Annotated in this window: 22 protein-coding genes; 14 read left to right on the top strand and 8 right to left on the bottom strand. The window is 53.8% G+C overall.

All coding sequences use genetic code 11. From position 1 onward, the window contains the following. Positions 1-8: 8 nt before the first annotated feature. The 8 genes from tldD to csrD form a co-directional block, all read right to left on the bottom strand. A complete protein-coding gene (gene tldD, locus Q5705_19755) occupies positions 9-1,454 on the bottom strand; it encodes a metalloprotease TldD (GenBank protein ID WLI79070.1) in 1,446 nt (481 codons plus the stop codon). Between the two features lie 84 nt (positions 1,455-1,538). After that, complete coding sequence (yhdP, locus tag Q5705_19750) at positions 1,539-5,348, bottom strand: AsmA2 domain-containing protein YhdP (GenBank protein WLI76772.1); 3,810 nt, start codon at positions 5,346-5,348, stop codon at positions 1,539-1,541. Positions 5,349-5,404: 56 nt separating this feature from the next. After that, positions 5,405-6,874 (bottom strand): ribonuclease G, encoded by a 1,470-nt coding sequence (rng, locus tag Q5705_19745; GenBank protein ID WLI76771.1) that lies wholly within the window; start codon positions 6,872-6,874, stop codon positions 5,405-5,407. Continuing rightward, entirely contained in the window at positions 6,864-7,457 is a 594-nt protein-coding gene (locus Q5705_19740; protein WLI76770.1) for a nucleoside triphosphate pyrophosphatase, read from the bottom strand. Before Q5705_19740 ends, rng begins: the two co-directional genes overlap by 11 nt. A gap of 7 nt (positions 7,458-7,464) precedes the next feature. Then, positions 7,465-7,953, bottom strand: coding sequence for a rod shape-determining protein MreD (gene mreD / locus Q5705_19735; protein ID WLI76769.1), 489 nt, complete (start codon positions 7,951-7,953; stop codon positions 7,465-7,467). Continuing rightward, positions 7,953-8,951 (bottom strand): rod shape-determining protein MreC, encoded by a 999-nt coding sequence (mreC, locus tag Q5705_19730; protein WLI76768.1) that lies wholly within the window; start codon positions 8,949-8,951, stop codon positions 7,953-7,955. Before mreC ends, mreD begins: the two co-directional genes overlap by 1 nt. A gap of 63 nt (positions 8,952-9,014) precedes the next feature. Further along, on the bottom strand, positions 9,015-10,058 hold the full coding sequence (gene mreB, locus Q5705_19725; protein ID WLI76767.1) for a rod shape-determining protein MreB: 1,044 nt from the start codon (positions 10,056-10,058) through the stop codon (positions 9,015-9,017). A 306-nt stretch (positions 10,059-10,364) separates the two neighbouring features. Beyond that, positions 10,365-12,308 (bottom strand): RNase E specificity factor CsrD, encoded by a 1,944-nt coding sequence (gene csrD / locus Q5705_19720; GenBank protein WLI76766.1) that lies wholly within the window; start codon positions 12,306-12,308, stop codon positions 10,365-10,367. Positions 12,309-12,605: 297 nt separating this feature from the next. On the opposite strand from csrD, the gene msrP reads away from it, so the two are divergent. The 14 genes from msrP to Q5705_19650 all read left to right on the top strand — a co-directional run bounded on the left by msrP (position 12,606) and on the right by Q5705_19650 (position 25,041). Next, positions 12,606-13,601 carry a protein-methionine-sulfoxide reductase catalytic subunit MsrP gene (msrP, locus tag Q5705_19715; GenBank protein ID WLI79069.1) on the top strand — a complete coding sequence of 332 codons (996 nt, stop codon included), beginning with the start codon at positions 12,606-12,608 and terminating at the stop codon, positions 13,599-13,601. Continuing rightward, the gene (gene msrQ / locus Q5705_19710; GenBank protein ID WLI76765.1) at positions 13,602-14,201 is read left to right on the top strand and encodes a protein-methionine-sulfoxide reductase heme-binding subunit MsrQ; all 600 of its coding nucleotides are present in this window, start codon (positions 13,602-13,604) and stop codon (positions 14,199-14,201) included. It begins immediately after the preceding gene. A 234-nt stretch (positions 14,202-14,435) separates the two neighbouring features. Continuing rightward, complete coding sequence (gene aroQ / locus Q5705_19705; GenBank protein WLI76764.1) at positions 14,436-14,888, top strand: type II 3-dehydroquinate dehydratase; 453 nt, start codon at positions 14,436-14,438, stop codon at positions 14,886-14,888. Between the two features lie 21 nt (positions 14,889-14,909). Then, positions 14,910-15,377: an acetyl-CoA carboxylase biotin carboxyl carrier protein gene (accB, locus tag Q5705_19700; GenBank protein ID WLI76763.1), complete on the top strand. Its 468-nt coding sequence runs from the start codon at positions 14,910-14,912 to the stop codon at positions 15,375-15,377. Positions 15,378-15,387: 10 nt separating this feature from the next. After that, entirely contained in the window at positions 15,388-16,737 is a 1,350-nt protein-coding gene (gene accC, locus Q5705_19695; GenBank protein WLI76762.1) for an acetyl-CoA carboxylase biotin carboxylase subunit, read from the top strand. A gap of 108 nt (positions 16,738-16,845) precedes the next feature. After that, positions 16,846-17,088 carry a YhdT family protein gene (locus tag Q5705_19690; GenBank protein ID WLI76761.1) on the top strand — a complete coding sequence of 81 codons (243 nt, stop codon included), beginning with the start codon at positions 16,846-16,848 and terminating at the stop codon, positions 17,086-17,088. After that, a complete protein-coding gene (panF, locus tag Q5705_19685) occupies positions 17,078-18,529 on the top strand; it encodes a sodium/pantothenate symporter (protein WLI76760.1) in 1,452 nt (483 codons plus the stop codon). Before Q5705_19690 ends, panF begins: the two co-directional genes overlap by 11 nt. A gap of 11 nt (positions 18,530-18,540) precedes the next feature. Next, positions 18,541-19,422, top strand: coding sequence for a 50S ribosomal protein L11 methyltransferase (gene prmA / locus Q5705_19680; protein ID WLI76759.1), 882 nt, complete (start codon positions 18,541-18,543; stop codon positions 19,420-19,422). Between the two features lie 143 nt (positions 19,423-19,565). Further along, positions 19,566-20,303: a carbonic anhydrase family protein gene (locus tag Q5705_19675; protein ID WLI76758.1), complete on the top strand. Its 738-nt coding sequence runs from the start codon at positions 19,566-19,568 to the stop codon at positions 20,301-20,303. Between the two features lie 310 nt (positions 20,304-20,613). Beyond that, a complete protein-coding gene (gene dusB, locus Q5705_19670) occupies positions 20,614-21,579 on the top strand; it encodes a tRNA dihydrouridine synthase DusB (GenBank protein WLI76757.1) in 966 nt (321 codons plus the stop codon). 25 nt (positions 21,580-21,604) lie between these two features. Next, a complete protein-coding gene (fis, locus tag Q5705_19665; GenBank protein WLI76756.1) occupies positions 21,605-21,901 on the top strand; it encodes a DNA-binding transcriptional regulator Fis in 297 nt (98 codons plus the stop codon). 163 nt (positions 21,902-22,064) lie between these two features. Beyond that, positions 22,065-22,226 (top strand): DUF2556 family protein, encoded by a 162-nt coding sequence (locus tag Q5705_19660; protein WLI76755.1) that lies wholly within the window; start codon positions 22,065-22,067, stop codon positions 22,224-22,226. 165 nt (positions 22,227-22,391) lie between these two features. Beyond that, positions 22,392-24,479: a bifunctional diguanylate cyclase/phosphodiesterase gene (locus Q5705_19655; protein WLI76754.1), complete on the top strand. Its 2,088-nt coding sequence runs from the start codon at positions 22,392-22,394 to the stop codon at positions 24,477-24,479. Positions 24,480-24,819: 340 nt separating this feature from the next. Continuing rightward, a complete protein-coding gene (locus Q5705_19650; protein ID WLI76753.1) occupies positions 24,820-25,041 on the top strand; it encodes a hypothetical protein in 222 nt (73 codons plus the stop codon). Positions 25,042-25,398: the final 357 nt, after the last annotated feature.

Here is a 25,398-nt window from a genome sequence, read left to right as displayed (position 1 = left end):
AACGCGGATTACGCAGTACCGCCAACGGTCAGGTTGTCCACTTTCAGAGTAGGCTGGCCCACGCCAACCGGCAGACTTTGCCCCTCTTTGCCGCAGACGCCAACGCCGTTATCCAGTTTCAGATCGTTGCCAACCATCGAGATCTGCTGCATGGCTTCAATACCAGAACCAATCAGCGTTGCGCCTTTCACCGCTTTGGTGACTTTGCCTTTTTCAATCAGGTAAGCCTCTGACGTGGAGAAGACAAACTTTCCGGAGGTGATATCGACCTGGCCGCCGCCGAAGTTCGGCGCATAAATGCCGTAATCGACCGACTCGATAATCTCCTGCGGCGTGGATTTGCCCGCCAGCATATAGGTGTTGGTCATGCGCGGCATCGGCAGATGCGCATAAGACTCACGACGCCCATTACCGGTCGGGTTCATGCCCATCAGACGCGCGTTCATTTTGTCCTGCATATAGCCTTTCAGCACGCCGTTTTCAATCAGCACATTGTACTGGCCCGGCGTGCCTTCATCGTCGATCGCCACGGAGCCGCGACGATCGGCCATGGTGCCGTCATCCACCACGGTACAGAGTTCAGAAGCCACTAATTTGCCCATCTGACCGCTGAACACCGAAGTGCCGCGACGGTTAAAATCCCCTTCCAGGCCGTGACCGACCGCTTCGTGCAGCAGCACGCCTGGCCAGCCTGCGCCCAGTACCACCGGCAGCGTACCGGCAGGCGCGGCGACAGCAGAAAGGTTCACCAGCGCCATGCGCACCGCTTCTTTCGCCCAGGCATCGGCACGCACATCGCCATCGACCTCTTGCAGGAACCAGTCATAACCAAAACGACCGCCGCCACCGCTGGAGCCGCGCTCGCGTTTGCCGTCGTCTTCGACCTGCACGCTAACCGACAAGCGCACCAGCGGGCGCACGTCCGCCGCCAGGGTGCCGTCGGTGGCCGCCACCAGAATCAGTTCATAGACACCGGTCAGGCTGGCAGTCACTTCCTGCACGCGTTTGTCCGCCGCGCGCGCGGCTTTATCGACGCGGCGCAGAATATCCAGCTTCTCTTCGCGGCTCATGCTTTGCAGCGGATCGAGGCTGGTATAAAGGCTGTGATGCTCAACCGCGCCCAGGGTTTTTACTTTTCCGTCACCCTCTTCACGCACAATGGTGCGCGCGGCCTGCGCGCTCTGCTCCAGCGCCAGCAGGCTGATTTGGTCTGCATAGGCAAAACCGGTTTTCTCGCCGCTGATAGCGCGTACGCCCACGCCCTGGTCAATATTGTAAGAACCATCTTTAATGATGCTGTCTTCTAAAACCCAGGATTCGTGATAGCTCGACTGGAAATAGAGGTCGCCGTAATCAAGACGACGCGCGGTCAGTTGACCCAGAATGGCAAACAGATCCTGATGATTCAGGCCGTTCGCTGCCAGTAGTTGTTCACTCACCAGATTAAGACTCATCATTTTTTCTCGTCGTTGCCGCCACATTGGGCAATATAAAAGTGCGATACAAGGAGCTTGAGGCAATTCGCCGATGCCGTCAAATCATTGCCTTTTGTCCGTACGCGGCTGACGCAGGACTTCGTTGATCTGCGGCTGGTCTACCGGACCGGTAATGCGGTAGCGCAAAATGGAGACTTTATTCCACAGCGGCCCCAGCACTTTACTGGCCGCAAACACCGCCGCACCGACAATCGGGTTGACAGCAAACGCTGCCGCCACGCCGACGGTCGCGGAAATTTCCGGCGCGACCACCGCTTCGACATCCAGCTCACGGCGCACCAGGTTAACGGAACCTTTCATCGCAATATCCGCTTCCAGCCCGTCCACCAGCGTATCGTCGCTGTGCAGCACGCCATCTTTGATCCACGCGGTACTGCGAATGGAATCAAACCAGAAACCTTCGCTACTAAAGGTATCGCTGAAATCAAAGCGCAGTTTGCGCAGTAGCGAATCGACGCTGAACAGGCGCAGTAGCTGCCCGGCATGACCGGTGCTGATATCGGTGATCTGCCCTTTGCCAAGGCGCGTGCGCAGAATACCGTTTAGCGACTCCTCCTGCGGCTGCCACGGCGGGCTGCGCCAGTGCAGATCGTAATTAATATTGAACGACGAGTCGCGCACCGGCGTTGGCACACCAAAGAAGTTCATCGCCGAATCGAGTTTTGCGCCGCGCAGCACGCCTTTGATAGAGGTGCGTTCAGCGCCTTCGCGGTTCACCCATTCGCCATCGGCGGTTAACCGTGCGAAGCCGCTATCGATAAGGCCATTGTCAAGCCGCAGCGTATCGCCATTGATGGCGAAATCCCCGTCGATGCGGCCATATTTCTGCCCCCACAGCCAGCACTCCTGGCAGCGAAGTTGCAGATCGGGCCAGCCGGTAAAATCGATACGGGTCTGGCCGCGCAGCAGCGTGGTCGGCGAAGAGATGTCGTTATCGTTCGGGGCGGTGCTCGATGGGTTGTAATAGAGATAGCGAATGGCCGCCTGCCACGGCGCGTTATCACGCACCGTCAGCGTACCGCTGATTTCACGGCTCTGCGCCTCAATCGTGGTGCCCGAAAGCTGCGGCTGCGACACAATGCTCAGGTTATTCCACTGCTGACCGGCCAGCGTGAGTGCTGGTGTACGCAGCGTGACGCGCGTCGGGAACGTCGTGGCGTTACTGACATCATTCGCCGCGCCTTGCTTGAACAGCGCCAGCCATTGCGCACCGTTCATCGGCGGTAGATTTAGCTCCAGCCCGCTCTGTTCCGGCAGAGGCGGCGTGGTTTTGCTGTCCGAAGCCCAGATGCCACGGTCGAGTGTCAGTTTGTGACTCAGCAACCAGCGGCTGTTGAAGTGGTGATTGCCACCCGCATTGCCCGTCAGATCGAAGCTGTGCAAATTGCCGCTCACGTTCACTTTCACCGGCAGCGCTTTGCCCGCCGGTTTATCCAGCGGCGGCGGCAACGTACTGGCGATATTATTCAGATCGCCGTCAATGTTGACCTTATAGGCCGCACCACCGTTGTGCGGCAAGGTAATGCCGACATCCCCTTTCCACGCCACGCTGCCGCGCAGGGCATCGTTAAGCTGAGCGGGCAGGACGCCGGTGCGCGAAGGTTGCCAGTTACCGTCCAGATTCACCGCCACCTGGTACTCTTTTTCCCCCTCGGTGGTGGAGAAATTGACGTTCAGCGGCTGGTTAAACCAGATGGCTTGCAACGGTTCGCTCTTCAGGTTGCCGTTTTCAAAACTGAACTTACCGCTGAGGTTTTTCAGTGTGCTGTTAAGCGGCTTTATAAACAGCGCGTTGTTGTTCAGCGTCACGTCGCCTTTGGCAAGCGTCATTTCGCCATCCAGCGGGATATCAAGATGTAAGCGAGCACTCACATCGCCATCAATTTGCAGCTCATCCAGCGCACTGCCGAGAGTGTCATGCAGCGGCGTCTCTTTGAAATACGGGCCAACGGCTTTGCCTGGGCCGTTGATATCCGCATCGATAATCAGCTTCTCTTTAATGTAATCGGGGATGGCGGCGGCAAGGTTACTGGCGGTGACACCACCGAGGGCGACCTTATCGCTCTTCATCCACAGCCCGTCGTTGAGAAAATCCAGTTCGATGTCGAGATTTTGCAGCGCGGGCCAGTCCGGCTGGAAAGCAAAGGTGGCGTTACGCAGCGGCACCAGCACTTCAAACTGCCCTTCGTTGTGTTTGTAAGGGAACAGATGCGGATTGCCGGAATAGACCAGCGTCGCATTTTCAGTTTGCCCGCCTTGAATCGCCCCGCTGAGATAATCCACCAGCGCTTTACCCATTAAGTTTTCCGGGAAGTAACGCCACGCCTGGCCGGCATCGGAAACATTAATCCCCGCCAGGATGCCGAGCCAGGGTTCCGCGCCCTGTGGCTGGAGATAGCGGAAATCCCCGCGCGCGCGCAGCCCGGTGGCCTGCACATCAATGTTGTGCCCGTCTAACTGAAAACCGTGGGTGTTCTTCTGCCAGTTCAGCGTGGCGACGCCTTTTTCAATCTCGAGCGGTGCACGAAAGACGGTTTCATAGGGCATTTTCGCCTGCGCAATATCGGCGGTTAAGCGCCCGTCTTCAATACTGCCTTCCAGCGTACCGGAGAGATGTTCCACGCCGGGTAACAGTTTCCACTGCCGCCAGCTGATATCTTGCCAGTGCGCCTGGAAACGCGTTTTTTCCGGGGTTTTCAGCGGAATATCCAGCGCCAGTTGTTCAAGCCTGCCGCCCGGCTGCATGGTGTTCCAGATGTCATACATGGTCGGCGAGATTTTCTGCGCAATCGGCATGAGCCCTTCCAGCCCGCCCAGCTCAAGGTTGCTGGCGCGAATGCGTAACTCATCGCTACGCTGGTTGTCTGCGCCACCCACTTCCTGGGCTGGCACCCAGGCAAAACTCAGCGCCCCCTGCGGCCAGGGCTTATCATCAATCGCAATGTTCGTTACCGGCACGTCAAACTGCCAGCCCTGCTTCTGGCGGGAGATGTGGGTTGTCAGGTTATCCACCGTCATCCGGTGCGTGGCGTTGTTATTGCCCTGCCAGCTTGCGCCGCCCTTTTTCAGCCACACATCACCGCTTTCAATTTCGCCTTTATTGAGCGTCATCCAGCCTTCAAGGCTAAAGCGGGCCGACTCCAGCGCGACGTTATCCTGCATCCATTTGTTGAGCCACGGTTTGACGTCAATATCATCCGCCTGCAACCAGACGCGGCCATTATTCAACAGCCCGTTATCATCACGCAGATCCATACGCACCTGCATAATACCGTGCTGCCCGGTCAGGCTGGAGAGGCTTACTTGCCCTTCGGCGCGGTGGCGCTCCTGGCCGTTAAGCCAGGTTAATTGCGGGATCGCCAGTTCGGCGCGCTGGCCGGAAAGGGTTAAGAAACTGATGCGGCTGTCGCGCAGATCGAAGTGATCGAACTGGCGTAAGAAGAGATCGCTGATGCGATCCGTGCCAAGGGGTTCACCGTCGTTACGTTGCAGCGGCGTATTGCTGTGCGCGACGAGTTGATAAAAGGTGAGATCGCGAAATTGCCAGCGCAGATGGAGCAGGCTTTGCCAGACATCCAGCGCCAGCGTCAGGCGTTTAACAGAAAGATCGCCGCCGTCATTAAGCTTTGCTTTAATGTCGCGTACTTCAAGCTCGAGACCGAAGTTTTGCCAGCGCGCCTCGAACTTGCTGGCAGAAATCGGCACACCAGCTTCAGCGGAGATTTTCGCCAGAATCGGCTCACGCCAGGTATCCAGATGGGGCAACACCAGGCGCAGCCCGCTTGCCAACAGCGCCGCGATAACGATCAGCGTCGCTCCTGTAAGCAGCAATATCCCCGGCAATCGCCTCACGCCTCTCTCCTTGTCAACCAAATCAGACCCGCTCGTGTCGCAGCCACGGCTGCGAATTACATCATCACTACGTCAAACTGCTCCTGATTATAGAGCGGCTCGATTTGTACTTTGACCTGCTTACCGACAAAGATTTCCACTTCTGCCAGCGCGTGTGACTCTTCGCTCTTTAACGCTTCCGCTACCGCCGGAGAAGCATAGACCAGGAAGCGGTCGGAATCGTAAGCATGGTGAACGCGCACGATCTCACGCATGATCTCATAGCACACCGTTTCGACGGTTTTCACCGTGCCGCGGCCATGACAGGTCGGGCATTCATTACACAGAACATGCTCGACGCTTTCCCGCGTGCGCTTGCGGGTCATCTCTACCAGACCAAGCTGGGAGAAACCGTTGATACTGGTTTTTACCCGATCTTTGCTCAGGGCCTGTTCGAGCGAGTGCAGCACGCGGCGGCGATGATCCTCATTATTCATATCGATGAAATCAATAATGATAATGCCGCCAAGATTACGTAACCGCAGTTGGCGGGCAATCGCCTGCGTGGCTTCGATGTTGGTATTGAAAATGGTGTCGTCGAGATTGCGATGGCCAACAAACGCGCCGGTGTTGATGTCGACGGTAGTCATCGCTTCAGTCTGGTCGATAATCAGATAGCCGCCAGATTTCAGCTCCACTTTGCGCTCCAGCGCGCGCTGAATCTCGTTTTCGACATCAAAGAGATCGAAAATCGGCTGGCGTCCGCTGTAGTGCTCCAGTTTGCTGGTCATCTCGGGAATGTATTCGGCGGTGAACTCCAGCAGCATTTCAAAGGTCAGGCGTGAGTCAACGCGAATGCGATCCAGATGCGCATCAGCAAAATCGCGCAGTACGCGCTGGGCCAACGCCAGCTCGCCATAGAGTTTATAGCGGGTCTGCTGGCGTTTTTTGCGCTCCATGACCTTGGTCCAGACGCGCTTAAGGTAAGCGGCGTCCGAGGCGAGATCCTCTTCGCACACCCCTTCTGCGGCGGTACGAATGATAAACCCGCCCTGCTCATCGCAATAACTGGCGACAACCTGCTTGAGGCGGTCGCGTTCGGCTTCGCTTTCAATGCGTTGAGAAACGCCAACATGCGCAGCGCCCGGCATAAAGACCAGGTAACGGGAGGGCAGCGTGATATCCGTGGTCAGACGCGCGCCTTTGGTGCCCAGTGGATCTTTCACCACCTGTACCATCAGATCTTGCCCCTGACGGACGAGTTCGGAGATATCACGGACGGTGAAGTTTTTTTGCTCTTCCCCGGCGACGCATTCGGTGTGCGGCATAATGTCGGAAGCGTGCAGGAACGCCGCCTTTTCCAGACCAATATCTACAAAAGCCGCCTGCATGCCCGGCAGAACCCGGCTGACCCGACCTTTGTAGATATTGCCTACTATCCCGCGCCGTGCTTCGCGCTCAATGTGAATCTCTTGCAGGATACCGCCATCAATATAAGCGACACGCGTTTCCGATGGTGTAACGTTGACCAGTAATTCAGCCGTCATGATTATCTCTTCCTTCACGCAGTGCGTTAAAATTGCTTAGCAATTCAAAGGTTTCCACCAGCGGTAACCCCACAACGGCATGATAACTACCGTTAATTGTCCTGACGAAACAGCCACCCAGACCCTGAATACCATACGCGCCGGCTTTATCCAGCGGCTCCCCACTGGCGACATAGCCGGCAATATCCTGTTCCGATAACACTCTGAAGGTCACATCGGTTTCCACCAGACAATCCAGCACCTGCTGGCTGTCGGCCAGTGCCACGGCGGTCATTACCTGGTGAGTTTGCCCGGAGAGTTGACGCAACATACTGGCAGCATGCGAGGAGTCTTTCGGTTTTTCAAGCACTTCGCCATTTAATATGACGATGGTATCCGCGCCCAACACCGGCAAATCGCGCGAAGCCATTTTCACGCCCGCCAGCGCCTTTTCACGCGCCAGCCGCAACACGTACTGCCGGGCACTTTCCCCGGCATGACGCTGTTCCTCAATTCCCGGGACGATACGCTCAAACGAAACGCCGAGTTGCGTCAGCAGTTCCTGACGGCGGGGAGAACCAGAAGCAAGCCAGATATCTGTCATATAACCCTTATTGCACCGCAAACTGCTGACGAATCTTACGCATTAACAGGAAAATCCACGGCCAGAGCACCCCATTGACCAGGCTGCTCCAGAAAATTTCTGGTTTAAAGGAGACGTTAATCACCAGAAATTCGGCCCAAAAGACGATCACTTCTGTTGCCAGCGACAACAACATCACCACCAGCGCCTGTTGCCAGAGCGCCAGATTACGGAATAACTGAAATTTCAGTGCGACCAGATAGGCAACGATGCTCAGAGACAGCGCCCGTACGCCAAGTGTAGACCCGCTAATCAGATCCAGTATGGCACCCATCGCGAAACCCGTACCAACATTTACGCGGTGCGGTAAGGCGAGGATCCAGTAGAGAAGAATAAGCAGCACCCAATTTGGCCGGTAGACAAGAATGCTATCCGGCCAGGGCATGATTTGAAGCAATAGCGCAATAAAAAACGAGAGCCAGATGACCCAGCGCCCCTGGCTGCGATAGCTTGCCACTATTGCCCTCCCGGAGAGAGTTGCGGCGGCGGCTGTGTAATACCGGTGGCCGGAGCAGGCATTGGCGCAGGCGGCCCCATCGTATCCGGGGACGGTAAAACCTGCGGCATCATTTGTAACAGACGTTCATTAGCAACGCGGTGCACATCTTCCGGCGTACGCGGATTAGTGCCATTACGATCGGAGCCCCACAGCAGCAGCAAATAACGCAAACGCTGCAAACCGGCAGTAGGTCGCGCCTGAATCACGGTGTAAGCACGCTGTGTATCCAGTTTCACGGAAGAGACCACCGCCACCGGATACCCTTCCGGGAAACGCCCGCCGAGGCCTGAAGTGACCAGCACATCACCCACGCGAATATCGGTATTCGCCGGCAGATGTTCCAGTTGCAGATCGTCGGTGCAGCCGTTACCGGCGGCAATCACGCGGATATCGTTACGCAACACCTGAATCGGCAGTGCGTGGGTAGCATCGCAAATCAGCAGCACCCGGCTGGTCAGTTTCGCCACGGCGATCACCTGACCGACAACGCCTTTATCGCTGATCACCGGCTGGCCTTCATAGACGCCGTTGACGCTGCCTTTGTCGATAACCACCTGATCGCTGTAAGGGTCGTTAACCGTTGAGATAACCTGGGTCACCATTTTTTGCTCGTCCTGACGCAACGGCGAACCCAGCAGTTCGCGCAGGCGCGCGTTCTCCTGCTTGTACTGTCCTAACATCAACAGTTCGCTGTTTTTTAGCAGCAGTTCCTGACGCAGCGCCCGGTTTTCAAGCTCAAGCTGATCGCGCGAGGCCAGCGTTTGCGACACGCTGTCTAATAATTCGCGGGGTCCATTGGAAATAAAATAGAAAGGGCTGACGGCAGTATCCATATACGTTCGGATTTGGCTGAACGTACCGAGGCGGCTGTCGGCAATAATGACTCCAAGCGCCACCAAAACCGCCAGAAAAAGGCGAATTTGCAGTGACGGGCCACGGCTAAAAATTGGCTTCATAGGCTTTGCGTATTCTCAGGCCAGACAGATACGGAGCAACCTCTGCTCCGTATCTGGCGCGGACTACTCTTCGCTGAACAAGTCGCCGCCGTGCATATCGATCATTTCCAGCGCCTTGCCGCCGCCACGCGCTACGCAAGTCAGTGGATCTTCTGCAACTACTACAGGGATACCCGTCTCTTCCATCAACAGGCGATCAAGGTTACGCAGCAGCGCACCGCCACCGGTCAGAACCATACCGCGTTCGGAGATATCAGAAGCCAGTTCCGGCGGGCACTGTTCCAGCGCAACCATTACGGCGCTGACGATACCGGTCAGTGGTTCCTGCAAGGCTTCGAGGATTTCGTTAGAGTTCAGGGTGAAACCGCGCGGTACACCTTCAGCCAGGTTACGGCCACGCACTTCGATTTCGCGCACTTCGTCGCCCGGATAGGCAGAGCCAATCTCGTGTTTGATACGTTCTGCGGTGGCTTCACCGATCAGGGAACCGTAGTTACGACGCACATAATTAATGATGGCTTCGTCGAAGCGGTCACCGCCAATGCGCACAGAAGAGGAGTAAACAACGCCGTTCAGAGAGATAACAGCGACTTCAGTGGTACCGCCGCCGATATCAACAACCATAGAACCGGTCGCTTCAGAAACCGGTAAGCCCGCGCCAATCGCAGCGGCCATCGGTTCTTCAATCAGGAAGACTTCACGGGCGCCTGCGCCCTGTGCAGATTCACGGATTGCGCGGCGTTCAACCTGCGTTGCGCCAACCGGGACGCAAACCAGAACGCGCGGGCTTGGGCGCATAAAACTGTTGCTGTGCACTTGTTTGATGAAGTGCTGCAACATTTTTTCGGTCACGAAGAAGTCAGCGATAACGCCGTCTTTCATCGGGCGGATAGCCGCGATATTGCCCGGAGTTCGCCCAAGCATCTGTTTCGCTTCATGACCGACGGCGGCTACACTTTTCGGTGAACCGGCACGATCCTGGCGAATGGCCACCACGGAAGGCTCATTCAGTACGATGCCTTGTCCTTTTACATAAATCAGGGTATTCGCGGTACCCAGGTCAATGGACAGGTCATTGGAAAACATGCCACGAAATTTTTTCAACATACTAAGGGATAATCCTGAAAGCTGGGGCGGAAACAAAATCCGCTTACTTTACCAACCACACGCAGCAGCGACAAGGCACAAGAAGCCTCTGCTACGGTGAAAATTAGTGCAGTTTGTTTCCTTTGTTGCAAATCGACATGACTTCGTCCGGAAGCGAAAAAAACCAACTGTTCCAGCATGTTGCGTTTACAACCTGTCAAAGGTCAAACCGGCTTTTATTCACTGCAATAATCCGGCGGGCAGGCACGCACACCCCCAAACACAGCAGCGCGCATTATTCTACGTGAAAACGATTCAAACAGCAGTTCAAACCGAATATCTTTGCGAATATTTTTTCACATTGGTATCGAGCGGTTGAGAAGAGGCAAAGAAATCGCCTTGTCCACCCGCAACACCTCGTTCCACCAGCATCTGCCACTCGCCACGCGAACGTACTCCGGTCGCAAAAACGCGCGTTTGCGTCCCTTTGCACGCCTCGACAAGGCTTTGCACCAGCAACTGGTTTTCGGTGCGTTTCTCAATGTTCCTGACCAACCCCGGATGCAGCTTGAGTAATTCAACATCCAACGCTTTAATCCAATTTGTGCTAACCAACGTCAGACCCGCCTGAACAACTGCCACGCGCGCGCCCAACGCGTTGATTAAACGCACAACCGACTGTAACCGGCTGATGTGTTGACATACATCGGCCTCAGCAAGTTCAAAAATAATCCGTTTGCGTTGCGATTTTTCGCATTGCATCAGGGTATCACGCAGCCAGCGCTGAAAACGCGGGCGGATCAGTGACTCGACGGTCACCTGCATCGCCAGGTTCTCTTCCGGCCAATAACTCAGAAAAGGGATAACGCGCGTCACCTGCAAACGGTCATACTCTTCAGCCAGACCGAACTGTAATACCATCGGCATATATTCTTCGGATATTACCTCCTGTTCGCCGTCGAAAATGCGGCACATTAACTCCCGATGATGCACTTGCCCGTCGCGGTTAACGGCCGGTTTCTGATACACGCGCGGCCCGCCACGACTCAGCATCTGTTCAATAAGCGTTCGCCAGCGTACATTTCCGCGCCCTTGCTCAGGTAGAGTATCGTCATAAATCGACCAACCATTAGCCCCTTGTAATACGGCGTTGCGCGCGGCGGCTTCCGCATGCTCCATAACCTGTTCCGTGGACTGCCCGCCGCGCCAGCCGCAGATACCAATATGCATAATATCGTCGCGAGTCAGCATTTTTGTCGGCGGCAGGCCGTCGATAGATTTGAGGATCTGCCCGGCGATACTCTCCGCTTCCTTTAATGTGCGGTGTGGAAGCAGCACGGCGAAATCGCTGCGGTGGTAACGTGCCAGCAACGCGCCGGGATAACGCATAATAAAGGTGGAAAGTAAGTTGATGAGCGCGAAAAGGTACTCTTCCGCCGCTGTCGACTGCGCATCGCTGTTACGCAGCAACTCGAAATCCGGCAGGCGGATCATCATCACCACGCCATGCGAACCGACCTTTTCCTGATCTTCCAGCAGCGTTGCCAACTGGTTATCAAAGAACAAGCGGTTATTCAGCCCGGTGCGCGTGTCCTGCGCCGCATAGGAGCGAATCAATGTATCCATGCGGCTACGCTGATCGCTGGCAAATTGTATGTCCGTCAGCAGCACATCAAGTGCGCTACTGGTGCGCGATGGCCACTCATAAATACTTCCCCGCACTTGCGACCCGCGCTCACCGTTGAGGATCCGTGTCGCCCGTATCTCCAGCAGTTCCTGCCCGGAAAGCTGCCGCCGCAGCCAGCGTACTGAGAGAAAGATGATAACAATCATAAAACCGATCGCGACCGTCAGCGGCGCGGTGGTCAACAGCGAACGAAAGTAGTTCGCCATCGGATCCTGGTAAGTAAGAGAAAAGGTGACACCGGGGTTTTTCAGCGACGGGATCTGCATTTGCCGAAAGGCGTAGTTACTGCCCGCCGGACGATACGTTTGGTTGCGGGTATGGCTGAGGATCGTATGCCTGCCTTGCTTAATGGCGATGGCGGTAATATCCACCGGCACCATTAGCTCATCAAGCTGCGGTACAAGCTGATTTATGGGCGTGGTAAGTAAGCGGGTATCAATAACGGCAGCTACGGCCTGGACGCGGTTGGCAATCTTGTTTTGAATGGCATTATAAAAGCTCAATGAGCAGCCAATAAGGGTGACAAATATCGCCAGCCCCGTTAGCAGCGTCACAAAAGCAGAAAACTTCGTCGTTAATCGCATCCGTGTGTTAACTCCGTGGTATTAAAGAACGAAACGATATCGACCTGTGTAAAGTCGATAAAGTAAGTACTAACTTTTAAGCATAAGCGCGACCCGAAAGAGCCTGCGGATTTTAGGAATAATTTGGTACATCGCTTCACACCAGCGAGTATAGTCTTCAGAAATTATTTTCCAATCATCAATAGGCCTAAAGAATGGCTTTAACACGCTTTTTTCAATGTTTGGTAACATACTCCTACTCGCGTTAACGTTCCGCTTGCATCATGCTTAGTTTTTATTCAACCGGAGGATGTGATGATGAAAAAACTGACCGAAGCTGATATCACCGCTGAATCCGTTTTTATGATGCAGCGCCGCCAGGTGTTAAAAATGCTGGGCATTGGCGCAACGGCGGCAACCTTTTCATCGGCGGCTCATGCCGATTTGTTGAGCTGGTTTAAAGGCCACGATCGCCCAAAAGCGCCAGCCGGAAAACCACTCGATTTCAGCAAGCCTGAACACTGGCAAAACTCGCTCCCGCTGACGCCGGAAGATAAGGTCACCGGCTACAACAACTTTTACGAGTTCGGGCTGGATAAAGCCGATCCTGCCGCCAATGCCGGGAGCCTGAAAACCGATCCCTGGACCTTAACGATAGATGGCGAAGTGGCAAAACCGCTCACGCTTGATCATGCGGCACTCACGTCGCGTTTCCCGCTGGAAGAGCGAATTTATCGCATGCGCTGCGTTGAAGCCTGGTCAATGGTCGTGCCGTGGATTGGTTTTCCGCTGCATAAATTGCTGGCGCTGGTAGAACCCACCAGCAATGCCAAATATGTCGCTTTCGAAACCCGCTATGCGCCGGAAGAGATGCCGGGGCAAAAAGATCGGTTCATCGGTGGCGGGTTAGCTTACCCGTATGTTGAAGGGCTACGTATAGATGAAGCGATGCACCCTTTGACCCTTCTTACCGTGGGTGTCTACGGCAAAGCCTTGCCGCCGCAAAATGGTGCGCCCATTCGCCTGACGGTGCCGTGGAAATATGGCTTTAAAGGCATAAAATCGATTGTCAGTATTAAACTGACCAGCAAACGGCCGCCTACCACCTGGAACCTCTCCGCGCCGGATGAGTATGGCTTTTACGCCAATGTGAACCCGCATGTTGACCACCCGCGCTGGTCGCAGGCGACCGAACGTTTTATTGGATCGGGCGGCGCATTAGATGTAAAACGTCAGCCAACCTTGCTGTTTAATGGTTACGCCGATGAGGTGGCATCCCTTTATCGCGGGCTGGATCTGCGGGAGAATTTTTGAGTGCGTTTAACAGCAAAACAGATTACCTGGCTGAAAGTGGCGCTTCATCTGGCAGGCCTGCTGCCCTTCCTCTGGTTGTTCTGGGCAGCAAACCAGGGCTATTTCAGTGCCGATCCGGCGAAAGATATTCAGCATTTTACCGGCAGGATGGCGCTGAAGTTTCTGCTTGCCAGCCTGCTGGTCGCACCGCTCGCGCGTTATGCGAAACAACCTTTATTGATTCGCACCCGGCGCCTGCTCGGGCTATGGTGCTTTGCGTGGGCAACGTTGCACCTTACCAGCTACGCCTTGCTGGAGCTGGGCATTAATAATCTGATGCTGCTGGGCCAGGAGCTGACAACGCGGCCTTATTTAATGTTGGGGGCCATCAGTTGGTTGATTTTGCTCGCGCTGGCGGCGACCTCAACGCAGTGGGCGCAGCGTAAACTGGGCAAGCGCTGGCAAAACTTACACAACTTCGTCTATCTGGTGGCGATCCTCGCGCCGATTCACTACCTGTGGTCGGTGAAAATCCTCTCGCCTCAGCCTGTCATCTACGCCGTTGCGGCTTTCACCTTGTTAGCGTGGCGTTATAAGAAGTTCCGCCAGTGGTGGCGTTAATCGCCGATTCTGTGCAGTTCACCGCAGAAAGCGCACCTTTCTTCACCCGATCTCGCGACGTGGTTAATAATCTTCCCTGATAAGACCAGTATTTAGCTGCCAATTGCTACGAAATCGTTATAATGTGCGACTTCCGCTTTTTTATCGGATTTTTTCCACCTTTGAAAAGGTGACAAGTGCAAATCGAAGGTATATTTTGTTTTTTACCGGAGAATCGCAGGAGATAGCGGCATAATGGCTGATAAGTTCCACATATTGGTATTGAACGGACCGAACCTTAATATGCTCGGTACGCGCGAACCGGAGAAGTATGGCACGCTCACGCTCGACGAGATTGTTAACCGCTTGAGCACTGAAGCAGCGTCGCTTGATGTGGAACTGGCGCATTTTCAGTCAAACGCGGAGTACGCAATCATCGACCGTATTCATCAGGCTAAAGACAATATTGACTTCATCCTGATCAATCCGGCCGCGTTTACGCACACCAGTGTTGCTATCCGCGACGCATTGTTGGCGGTGAGTATCCCATTTATTGAGATCCACCTGAGCAATGTGCATGCGCGGGAGCCGTTCCGCCACCACTCTTATCTTTCGGATATTGCCGCAGGCATTATTTGCGGGCTGGGTGCGGACGGTTATTCATACGCTTTACAGACGGCGGTCAAACGCCTGTCACAATCACACTAAACAAGAGTACGGAACCCACTCATGGATATTCGTAAGATTAAAAAACTGATCGAGCTGGTTGAAGAATCAGGCATCTCTGAACTGGAAATTTCTGAAGGCGAAGAGTCTGTACGCATTAGCCGCAGCGCGCCGAATGCCAGCTTCCCGCTTATGCAGCAGGCTTATGCCGCGCCGATGATGCAACAACAGCCCGCTCTGGCTACCGCTGTTGCACCGACAGCCGCAGAAGCACCGGCAGCCGCAGCGGAAATCAGTGGTCACATCGTACGTTCCCCGATGGTCGGAACCTTCTATCGCACCCCGAGCCCGGACGCAAAAGCCTTTATCGAAATTGGCCAGAAAGTCAACGTGGGCGACACCCTCTGCATCGTTGAAGCCATGAAAATGATGAACCAGATCGAAGCCGATAAAGCAGGCGTGGTGAAAGCCATTCTGGTGGAAAGTGGCCAACCGGTTGAATTTGACGAGCCGCTGGTCGTCATCGAGTAACGAGGCGCACATGCTGGATAAAATTGTTATCGCCAACCGCGGCGAGATCGCATTGCGTATTCTTCGTGCCTGTAAAGAGCTGGGCATCAAGACTGTCGCTGTGCACTCGACGGCAGATCGCGATTTAAAACACGTATTACTGGCGGACGAAACGGTCTGTATCGGCCCGGCACCGTCCGTCAAAAGCTACCTGAACATCCCGGCGATTATTTCCGCTGCTGAAATTACTGGCGCAGTGGCGATTCACCCGGGTTACGGCTTCCTCTCTGAGAACGCCAACTTTGCCGAGCAGGTTGAGCGCTCCGGTTTTATCTTCATCGGCCCGAAAGCTGACACTATCCGCCTGATGGGCGACAAGGTGTCCGCGATCACCGCCATGAAGAAAGCCGGCGTTCCGACCGTACCAGGCTCTGACGGCCCGCTGGGCGACGATATGGATGCGAACCGCGCCCATGCGAAACGCATCGGTTACCCGGTCATCATCAAAGCGTCTGGCGGCGGCGGCGGTCGTGGTATGCGCGTTGTGCGCAAAGACGCCGACCTGGCACAGTCCATCAGCATGACCCGTGCGGAAGCGAAAGCCGCTTTCAACAACGACATGGTGTATATGGAGAAGTACCTGGAAAATCCTCGCCACGTCGAGATCCAGGTGTTGGCCGATGGTCAGGGCAATGCTATCTATCTGGCAGAGCGCGACTGCTCCATGCAGCGCCGCCACCAGAAAGTGGTCGAAGAAGCACCGGCACCGGGCATCACTCCGGAACTGCGTCGCTACATCGGCGAACGCTGCGCGAAAGCCTGTGTGGATATCGGTTATCGCGGCGCGGGTACCTTTGAGTTCCTGTTCGAAAACGGCGAATTCTACTTTATTGAGATGAACACCCGTATTCAGGTTGAACATCCGGTAACGGAAATGATCACTGGTGTCGACTTGATCAAAGAACAGTTGCGTATTGCAGCCGGTCAACCGCTGTCCATCAAGCAGGACGAGGTGATTGTTAAAGGTCATGCGGTTGAATGCCGTATCAACGCCGAAGACCCGAACACCTTCCTGCCGAGCCCGGGCAAAATCACGCGCTTCCACGCGCCTGGTGGCTTTGGCGTGCGTTGGGAATCGCATATTTACGCCGGTTACACCGTACCGCCGTATTACGATTCCATGATCGGCAAGCTTATCTGCTACGGCGAAAGCCGTGACGTAGCCATTGCGCGGATGAAAAATGCGCTGCAAGAGCTGATCATCGACGGGATTAAAACCAACGTTGATTTGCAGATGCGTATTATGAGCGACGAGAATTTCCAGCATGGTGGCACCAATATCCACTATCTGGAGAAAAAACTCGGTTTGCAGGAAAAATAATCTGCATTGCGCGCAAAAGGCCGGATCTTCCGGCCTTTTTTCTTTTTCTCTCCTCTCATCTTTCCCTTAGGGTACAATCCCCGCTTTCTTCATCCACAAGGGAAAAAAATGGACAACCGTTTTGTTCAGGCCCACAAAGAAGCCCGCTGGGCGCTGTGGCTGACCCTTTTATATCTTGCCGCATGGTTAGTGTGCGCTTACTTGCCAGGCTCGGCGCAGGGATTCACCGGTTTACCGCGCTGGTTTGAGATGGCCTGCCTGTTAACACCGCTGCTGTTTGTTTTACTTTGCTGGGCGATGGTGCGGTTTATCTTCCGTGATATTTCGCTGGAGGATGACGATGCAAACTGAAATTATCGCCGTGCTGGTTATTTACCTGATTGTTGTCTTTGGCCTCTCCTTTTACGCCATGCGCCAGCGCAGCAGCGGCACGTTCCTGAGCGAGTATTTCCTCGGTAGCCGTTCGATGGGCGGGTTTGTGCTGGCGATGACGCTAACCGCAACCTATGTCAGCGCCAGTTCCTTTATTGGCGGGCCGGGCGCAGCGTATAAATTTGGCCTGGGCTGGGTGTTGCTGGCGATGATCCAGGTGCCGACTATCTGGCTTTCGCTGGGCATTCTCGGCAAAAAATTCGCCATTCTCGCCCGTCGCTATAAAGCCATTACCCTGAACGACATGCTGATGGCGCGCTACCAGAGCCGCGCTGTTGTCTGGCTTGCCAGCATCAGCCTGCTGGTGGCGTTTGTCGGCGCGATTGCGGTGCAATTTATCGGCGGAGCGCGCTTGCTGGAGACCGCAGCCGGCATCAAATATGAATCCGGCCTGCTTATCTTCGGCGTCACCATTGCGTTATACACCGCATTCGGTGGATTTCGTGCCAGCGTGCTGAACGACACCATGCAGGGCATGGTAATGCTGATTGGTACGCTGGTGCTGCTGGCAGGCGTGATCCACGCGGCGGGCGGTTTACATCACGCGGTCGATACGCTCCAGCAGATCGACCCGAAGCTGGTTAGCCCGCACGGCGCAAGCGATATTCTCTCTCCCGCGTTTATGACCTCATTTTGGGTACTGGTCTGCTTTGGCGTGATTGGTCTGCCGCATACCGCCGTACGCTGCATCTCCTATAAAGACAGTAAATCGGTGCATCGCGGCATTATTATCGGCACCATCGTCATCGCGCTATTAATGCTCGGTATGCACCTGGCGGGCGCGCTGGGTCGCGCCGTATTGCCGCATCTGTCGGTGCCGGATCAGGTGATCCCGACGCTAATGGTAGAAGTGCTGCCTCCGTGGGCTGCCGGGTTATTTCTCGCGGCGCCCATGGCGGCCATTATGTCTAACGTCAACGCCCATCTGTTGCAGGCCTCGGCGACGATTGTCAAAGATCTGTGGTTAAGCGCACAGCCGACTAAAATTCGTCATGAGCCGCGTTTAAAGCGGATTTCGACCGCGACGACGTTGATCCTCGGCGTGTTGATGATGCTGGCGGCATGGCGTCCACCCGAAATGATAATCTGGCTGAATCTGCTGGCGTTTGGCGGTCTGGAAGCGGTGTTCCTGTGGCCGCTGGTGCTGGGCCTTTACTGGGAACGCGCCAATGCGGCGGGCGCGTTGAGCGGCATGATTGTTGGCGGCGTGCTGTATGCCGTGCTCGCCACCCTGAATATTCAGTACCTGGGCTTCCATCCGATTGTGCCCTCGCTGCTGTTAAGTTTGTTCGCCTTCGTCGTCGGAAACCGTTTTGGTCACCCCGCGCCGCAGGCTCCAACTGTCTCTGTTAATCGATAAAGAGTTAAGACATGCCATGGATCCAACTGAAACTGAACACCACCGGCGCAAATGCTGAAGATCTGAGCGATGCTCTGATGGAAGCAGGTGCCGTGTCCATTACCTTTCAGGACACGCACGATACGCCGGTTTTTGAACCATTGCCGGGTGAGACCCGTCTGTGGGGCGATACCGATGTTATCGGCCTGTTTGACGCCGAAACCGAGATGGCAGACGTTGTCGCCCAGCTCTCTTTCCATCCGCTGCTGGGCGAAGGTTTTGCCCATAAAATCGAACAGCTTGAAGATAAAGACTGGGAGCGCGAGTGGATGGACAACTTCCACCCGATGCGCTTTGGCGAACGGCTGTGGATTTGCCCAAGCTGGCGCGATGTACCGGACAAAAACGCTGTCAACGTGATGCTCGATCCGGGTCTGGCGTTTGGTACTGGTACGCACCCGACAACCTCTTTGTGTCTGCAATGGCTGGATGGTCTGGATCTGGCGGGAAAAACGGTGATCGATTTTGGCTGCGGTTCCGGCATTCTGGCGATCGCGGCGCTGAAACTCGGCGCAGCAAAAGCGATCGGGATCGATATCGATCCGCAGGCCATTCAGGCAAGCCGTGATAATGCTGAGCGCAACGGCGTCTCTGAGCGTCTGGAGTTGTATTTGCCGAAAGACCAGCCAGCAGAGATGAAAGCCGATGTTGTGGTGGCGAACATCCTCGCAGGCCCGTTGCGTGAACTGGCACCGCTTATCAGCGTGCTGCCCGTTTCGGGCGGCTTACTGGGCCTTTCGGGGATCCTTGCCAGCCAGGCTGATAGCGTGTGTGAAGCCTACGCTGACTTGTTCGCCCTTGACCCGGTGGTTGAGAAAGAAGAGTGGTGCCGTATCACCGGCAAGAAAAAGTAATCGTGTAACGTGGCCTGCGGGCCACGTTTTTTTATATAACCCTGGTTTTTTTGATGTTTAATTTGTTCGGCGATTATAATCAGCGGCCATGTAAAGATTAGTGGTAACGGGTTGATTTAAAAAATATTCATCGGACGAATAAAATGAAACTACGTATAGCGAAAACGGCCATTGTCGTAGCAAGCTTACTTCCCCCGCTTGCCTGGTCGGCTCACTGGAGTTACGAAGGTAAAGCATCACCGGAACACTGGGGCGAACTGAGTAGCGAATTCAAAACCTGCCAGACAGGTAAAAACCAATCTCCTGTCGATATCGATAAAACCGTCACCGCCCATCTGACTCCTTTTGAAAACCATTACCGCGAAAGCCCCACTGTATTGCTCAATAATGGCCACACAATACAAGCCAGTTTTCTCAACAATATCAATACGCTCGTGCTGGACGATAACACCAGCAATTTGCAGCAATTCCACTTCCACGCCCCCAGTGAAAATACCATCCACGGTAAGCACTATCCGCTGGAGATGCACCTGGTACATACCTCGGCGGACGGCGACATCACCGTTATCGCCGTGATGTTTGAAACCGGTGCAGCTAACCGTGAGCTGGGGGCGTTGTGGCAGCAGTTGCCCACCAAAGTGGATACTTCTGTACCCATTAACCATCGCATCGATTTGGCGGCGCTGTTACCCGCCGAGAAGAGTTACTGGCGCTTTAGTGGCTCTCTGACCACGCCGCCTTGCTCAGAAGGCGTCACCTGGCTGGTGATGAAACATCCTCTGACAATTTCCTCCCAACAACTTGCGCAGTTTAAATCAGCCATGCATCACGACAATAACCGTCCGTTACAGCCGCTGTATGGCCGCTTGGTTGTCGAATAACAGACTGAAAACTTCCAATAAAAAATGAGAGCGGGTTCGCAAAACTCGCTTTTTTTGGCGCAAAAAAACATCAGTTATGCCGCTTATGATCCCGTAAAAACCGATAACCTGCGCGAATTTATTAACAATGTGAAAATTTTATCTTCCGCATAACTGCATGAAAATTATGATGTAATGCTTAGTCCACCGTTGTGGACTGGCTATTCCTTGATCTACAACAGAGGATTGCTCAAAGTTTGGCCTTTCATCTCGTGCAAAAAATGCGTAATATACGCCGCCTTGCAGTCACAGTATGGTCATTTCTTAACTCATGCGCATCGGACACCACCAGCTCAGAAATCGCCTGATCGCAGCGCCAATGGCTGGCATTACTGACAGACCATTCCGGACGTTGTGCTACGAGATGGGAGCCGGTTTAACCGTATCCGAGATGATGTCGTCTAACCCGCAGGTTTGGGAAAGCGACAAATCCAGGCTGCGGATGGTGCACATTGATGAACCCGGTATTCGCACCGTGCAAATTGCAGGTAGCGATCCGGAAGAGATGGCGGAAGCCGCACGTATTAACGTGGAAAGTGGCGCTCAAATTATTGATATCAATATGGGTTGTCCGGCTAAAAAGGTGAATCGTAAGCTTGCAGGTTCCGCCCTGTTGCAATACCCGGCGTTGGTGAAATCGATCCTGACCGCGGTAATTAGCGCAGTGGATGTCCCTGTTACGCTGAAAATTCGCACGGGCTGGGCTCCGGAGCACCGTAACTGCGTAGAAATTGCGCAACTGGCTGAAGAGTGTGGCATTCAGGCTCTGACCATTCATGGACGCACCCGCGCCTGTTTGTTCAATGGAGACGCTGAATACGACAGTATTCGGGCAGTTAAGCAGAAGGTTTCCATTCCGGTTATCGCGAATGGCGACATTACTGACCCGCTAAAAGCCAGAGCTGTGCTCGACTATACGGGGGCAGATGCCCTGATGATAGGCCGCGCAGCTCAGGGAAGACCCTGGATCTTTCGGGAAATCCAGCATTATCTGGACACTGGAGAGCTGCTTGCTCCGCTGCCCCTGGCAGAGGTTAAGCGCTTGCTTTGCGCGCACGTTCGTGAACTGCATGACTTTTATGGTCAGGCAAAGGGTTACCGAATTGCACGTAAACACGTCTCCTGGTATCTCCAGGAGCACGCTCCGAATGACCAGTTTCGGCGCACATTCAACGCCATTGAGAATGCCAGCGAACAGCTGGAGGCGTTGGAGGCATACTTCGAAAATTTTGCGTAAACAGAAATAAAGAGCTGACAGAACTATGTTCGAACAACGCGTAAATTCTGACGTACTGACCGTTTCTACCGTTAACTCTCAGGATCAGGTAACCCAAAAACCGCTCCGTGACTCGGTAAAACAGGCACTGAAGAACTATTTTGCTCAACTGAATGGTCAGGATGTGAATGACCTGTATGAGCTGGTACTGGCTGAAGTAGAACAGCCACTGTTGGACATGGTGATGCAATACACCCGTGGGAATCAGACCCGTGCGGCGCTGATGATGGGCATCAACCGCGGTACGCTGCGTAAAAAACTGAAAAAATACGGCATGAATTGATTAATAATCAATAAGTCGTATTGATTAAAAGGCGCTAACCAGCATGGGGAAGCGCCTTTTTTATTACCTGAAATGACAGCAAAAAACCCGCTTTCCTCGTCATTGCAAGGTATCTGAGTCGTGTATATTTTCTGCAAATGGCTGCAAGAAAGGGAGAGACGGAATGATTCGCAAATATGGGTGGCTGATTATTTTTGCTCTCTCGATCTTTGCGCTGGATGGATTACTCATGCAGTGGATCGAGTTTCTGACCACTGACATCGACAAATGCCGCAATATGAACTCCGTCAATCCGCTCAAACTGGTGAATTGCGATTCTCTGTAAGTGATTGCTCGTAGCGAAATTTCGTGAAAAAGCTGCGATCGCCCTGGCTTATGCAGGGATTTAAATCATTTTGAGCCATCTCTATACGGTGATAATGTCTCAGCCCTTTTTGCCTGCACTACTGTAGTAATACGTAACGCCCTTAGTGAATGAGTTGATGACATCATGCTGGTTAGCCAATACGACTATATCCTTGTTGTTGTTTCTTTTGTGGTCGCCATTCTGGCTTCCTATACCGCCCTGAATATGGCCGGACGCGTTGCCACCAGCACCGGTGCGTCTTCATGGGTGTGGTTAATCGGCGGCGGCGTTGCGATGGGGATCGGTATCTGGGCGATGCACTTTATCGGCATGCTGGCCATGAATATGTCGATGAACATGCGCTATGAACCGTTACTGACACTGGTCTCTATGGTTATCGCCATTGGCTCGTCACTGTTTGCGCTGTGGTTGGTGAGCGCCCCGGCGTTGCATTTACGCCGCCTGCTCCCAGGCTCAATGGTGATGGGGCTGGGCATTGCGGCAATGCATTATACCGGTATGGCGGCGCTACAGGTTTCACCGGCAATCGTCTGGCATAAAGGCTGGGTAGCGGTCTCAGTAGTGATCGCATTAGCCGCTTCGTTTTCCGCGCTGTGGCTCACCTTCCGCCTGCGCCATGAAGCTGCACAGGTAGCGCTGATGCGTTTTGGCGCGGCTAATCTGATGGGCTTCGCCATTGCCGGTATGCACTACACTGGCATGATAGCCGCACAAATTCCCTATCAGCACCAGCACGCCACGATGATTCATCACGGTTTTAATAATAGCTGGCTGGCTATTCTGGTCAGCCTGATGGCGTTTTCGGTGTTGGGCATTACCTTACTGGTTTCCATGTTTGACGCCCGTTTGCAGGCGCGAACCTCGTTGCTGGCTACGTCACTGGCAGCAGCAAACCGTGAACTGGCACGGCTGGCGCTGCACGATACCTTAACGCACCTGCCAAACCGCGTATTGCTGGAAGATCGCCTTGAGCAGGCCATCAATAAAGCCAGGCGCGAAGGGTCCTTCTTTGCGCTGATGTTTATGGATCTTGATGGTTTCAAAACGGTAAATGATGCCTGGGGTCACGATGTCGGGGATAAATTGCTGGTAGCGGTCACCGTCCGGCTGACACAGCAGTTAAAAGGGCAATATACGCTGGCGCGCATTGGTGGCGATGAATTCGTGCTGCTGGCGGAAGTGAACGCGCCGGACGATGCGGCTGCCATTGCCAGCTCGCTGATTCGGGTCATCGACAGACCGTTCAACATTGATCCTTACGATGTCGTGGTCACCTTGAGCGTCGGTATTGCCCTCTATCCGCATGATGGTAAGAACGAACGCGAGTTGATGTTCAATGCCGATGCGGCGATGTACCACACCAAGCATATGGGGCGTAACGGCTATCACTTCTTCCAGCCCTCCATGAACACGCTGGCACAAACGCAGTTGCAATTACTCAATGATTTGTGGATGGCGCTGGAAAAGCAGGAATTTCATCTGGTCTATCAGCCCAAATTCAAAGCGCCTTGCGGGCCGGTGGTCGGTTTTGAGGCGCTGCTGCGCTGGCATCACCCTTATCAGGGCGTGCTCTCACCGGATGTGTTTCTTCCGCTGGCGGAGAAAACCGGCCTGATTGTGCCGCTCGGTAACTGGGTAGTGGATGAAGCCTGCCGGCAACTGAGTGAATGGCGTAAGCAGGGCTATGAGGATTGGACGATGGCCGTCAATCTTTCCACCTTGCAGTTTGAGCAAAGCACGCTGGTGCAAACGATTATGGGTTCGGTGATAAAGCACGATGTACCGCCAGAAAAGTTGATTCTGGAGGTCACCGAAACGACAGCGATGAACAACCCGGATGAGAGCGTACGGGTGTTGACCGAACTGACGGATCTGGGCGTGAAAGCCTCTATTGATGATTTCGGGACGGGATATTCCAGCCTGCTTTATCTGAAGCGCCTGCCCGCCTGCGAATTAAAAATCGATCGTGCGTTTGTGCGTGAGCTCGGTCAGGAGGGTGAAGATGCCACCATCGTATCCGCGATTGTGGCATTAGCCCGGACGCTGAATTTGAAGGTGGTTGCCGAAGGGGTAGAAACAGAGGAGCAGCAGGCTTTTCTTACGCTGCTGGGTTGTAACATCTTACAGGGTTATTTATTGGGCAAACCGGTAAGTGCAGAAACGATTACCGCCCAGGGTAATAAGTTCTTCCCTACGGATACGTATTCCTGATCAGCTAAGTCATTTAATAAAAGCGTTTGAGGACGCTTTTATTTTACCCTCGCCGCGTTTTAGATTATTCTTATGGCCTTATTTCATGGCTACCCTTTAACGGTAAACATGATTAATCAATACGTTACGTAAAATAACGATATATTTTCGCTGGCGCTCCATTTTTTCTGCATTATTTAATGTGAAGACCCGAGTTATCTTCATAAAATTTACAATAAACATACTTTGAGATTATTACTGTGAAGAATCTATTTTATCGAATGATAAAATAACTGTATCGATTCTGGATAGATATCACGATTATTGATATCGGGAATCGTGATTATTTAGAGGTAATATGATGAAAAAATTCATTTCCGTGGCTCTGCTGGCAACCTTCCTTGCAGGTTGTGCCCACGATTCTCCTTGCGTACCGGTTTATGATGACCAGGGGCGTCTGGTACATACCAATACCTGCATGAAAGGGACCACTCAGGATAACTGGGAAACAGCCGGTGCGATTGCTGGCGGCGCGGCTGCAATTGCCGGTCTGACGCTAGGTATCGTGGCGCTCACCCGATAAACATCAAAAGCGCGGTTTGCCGCGCTTTTTGCTTTATAACGGTGCAAGTCCCTGCGCCGTCGTAAATTTTGGCCTCAAAAACGAGCAATGTTTCCAAAACAATGCTGTTATTCCTCTTCTCTTAAACAGCCCAGCTTTATATTCGCCTTCTCTTACGTGATTTAATTCACAGATTAGCGCCATTCTATTTAGTGCTTATATTCACCTGTGAAACTTGTCTGTTAATGCAACGTAAAAAATGAACCGCTTTTGCTCCATTTTGTGGAGTGCATTGTATTTTTGCACCATCACAGGGCAATGGTTCTATTTTTTTCTGTCTACACTCTCCCTTATGCGGGTTCGATACCCAAATTACGC

The sequence above is a fragment of the Kosakonia sp. H02 genome (assembly GCA_030704225.1).
GTDB lineage: Bacteria > Pseudomonadota > Gammaproteobacteria > Enterobacterales > Enterobacteriaceae > Kosakonia.
The sequence above is the reverse complement of the archived record's forward strand: the minus strand, read 5'-3'. Positions and strand labels throughout refer to the sequence as shown.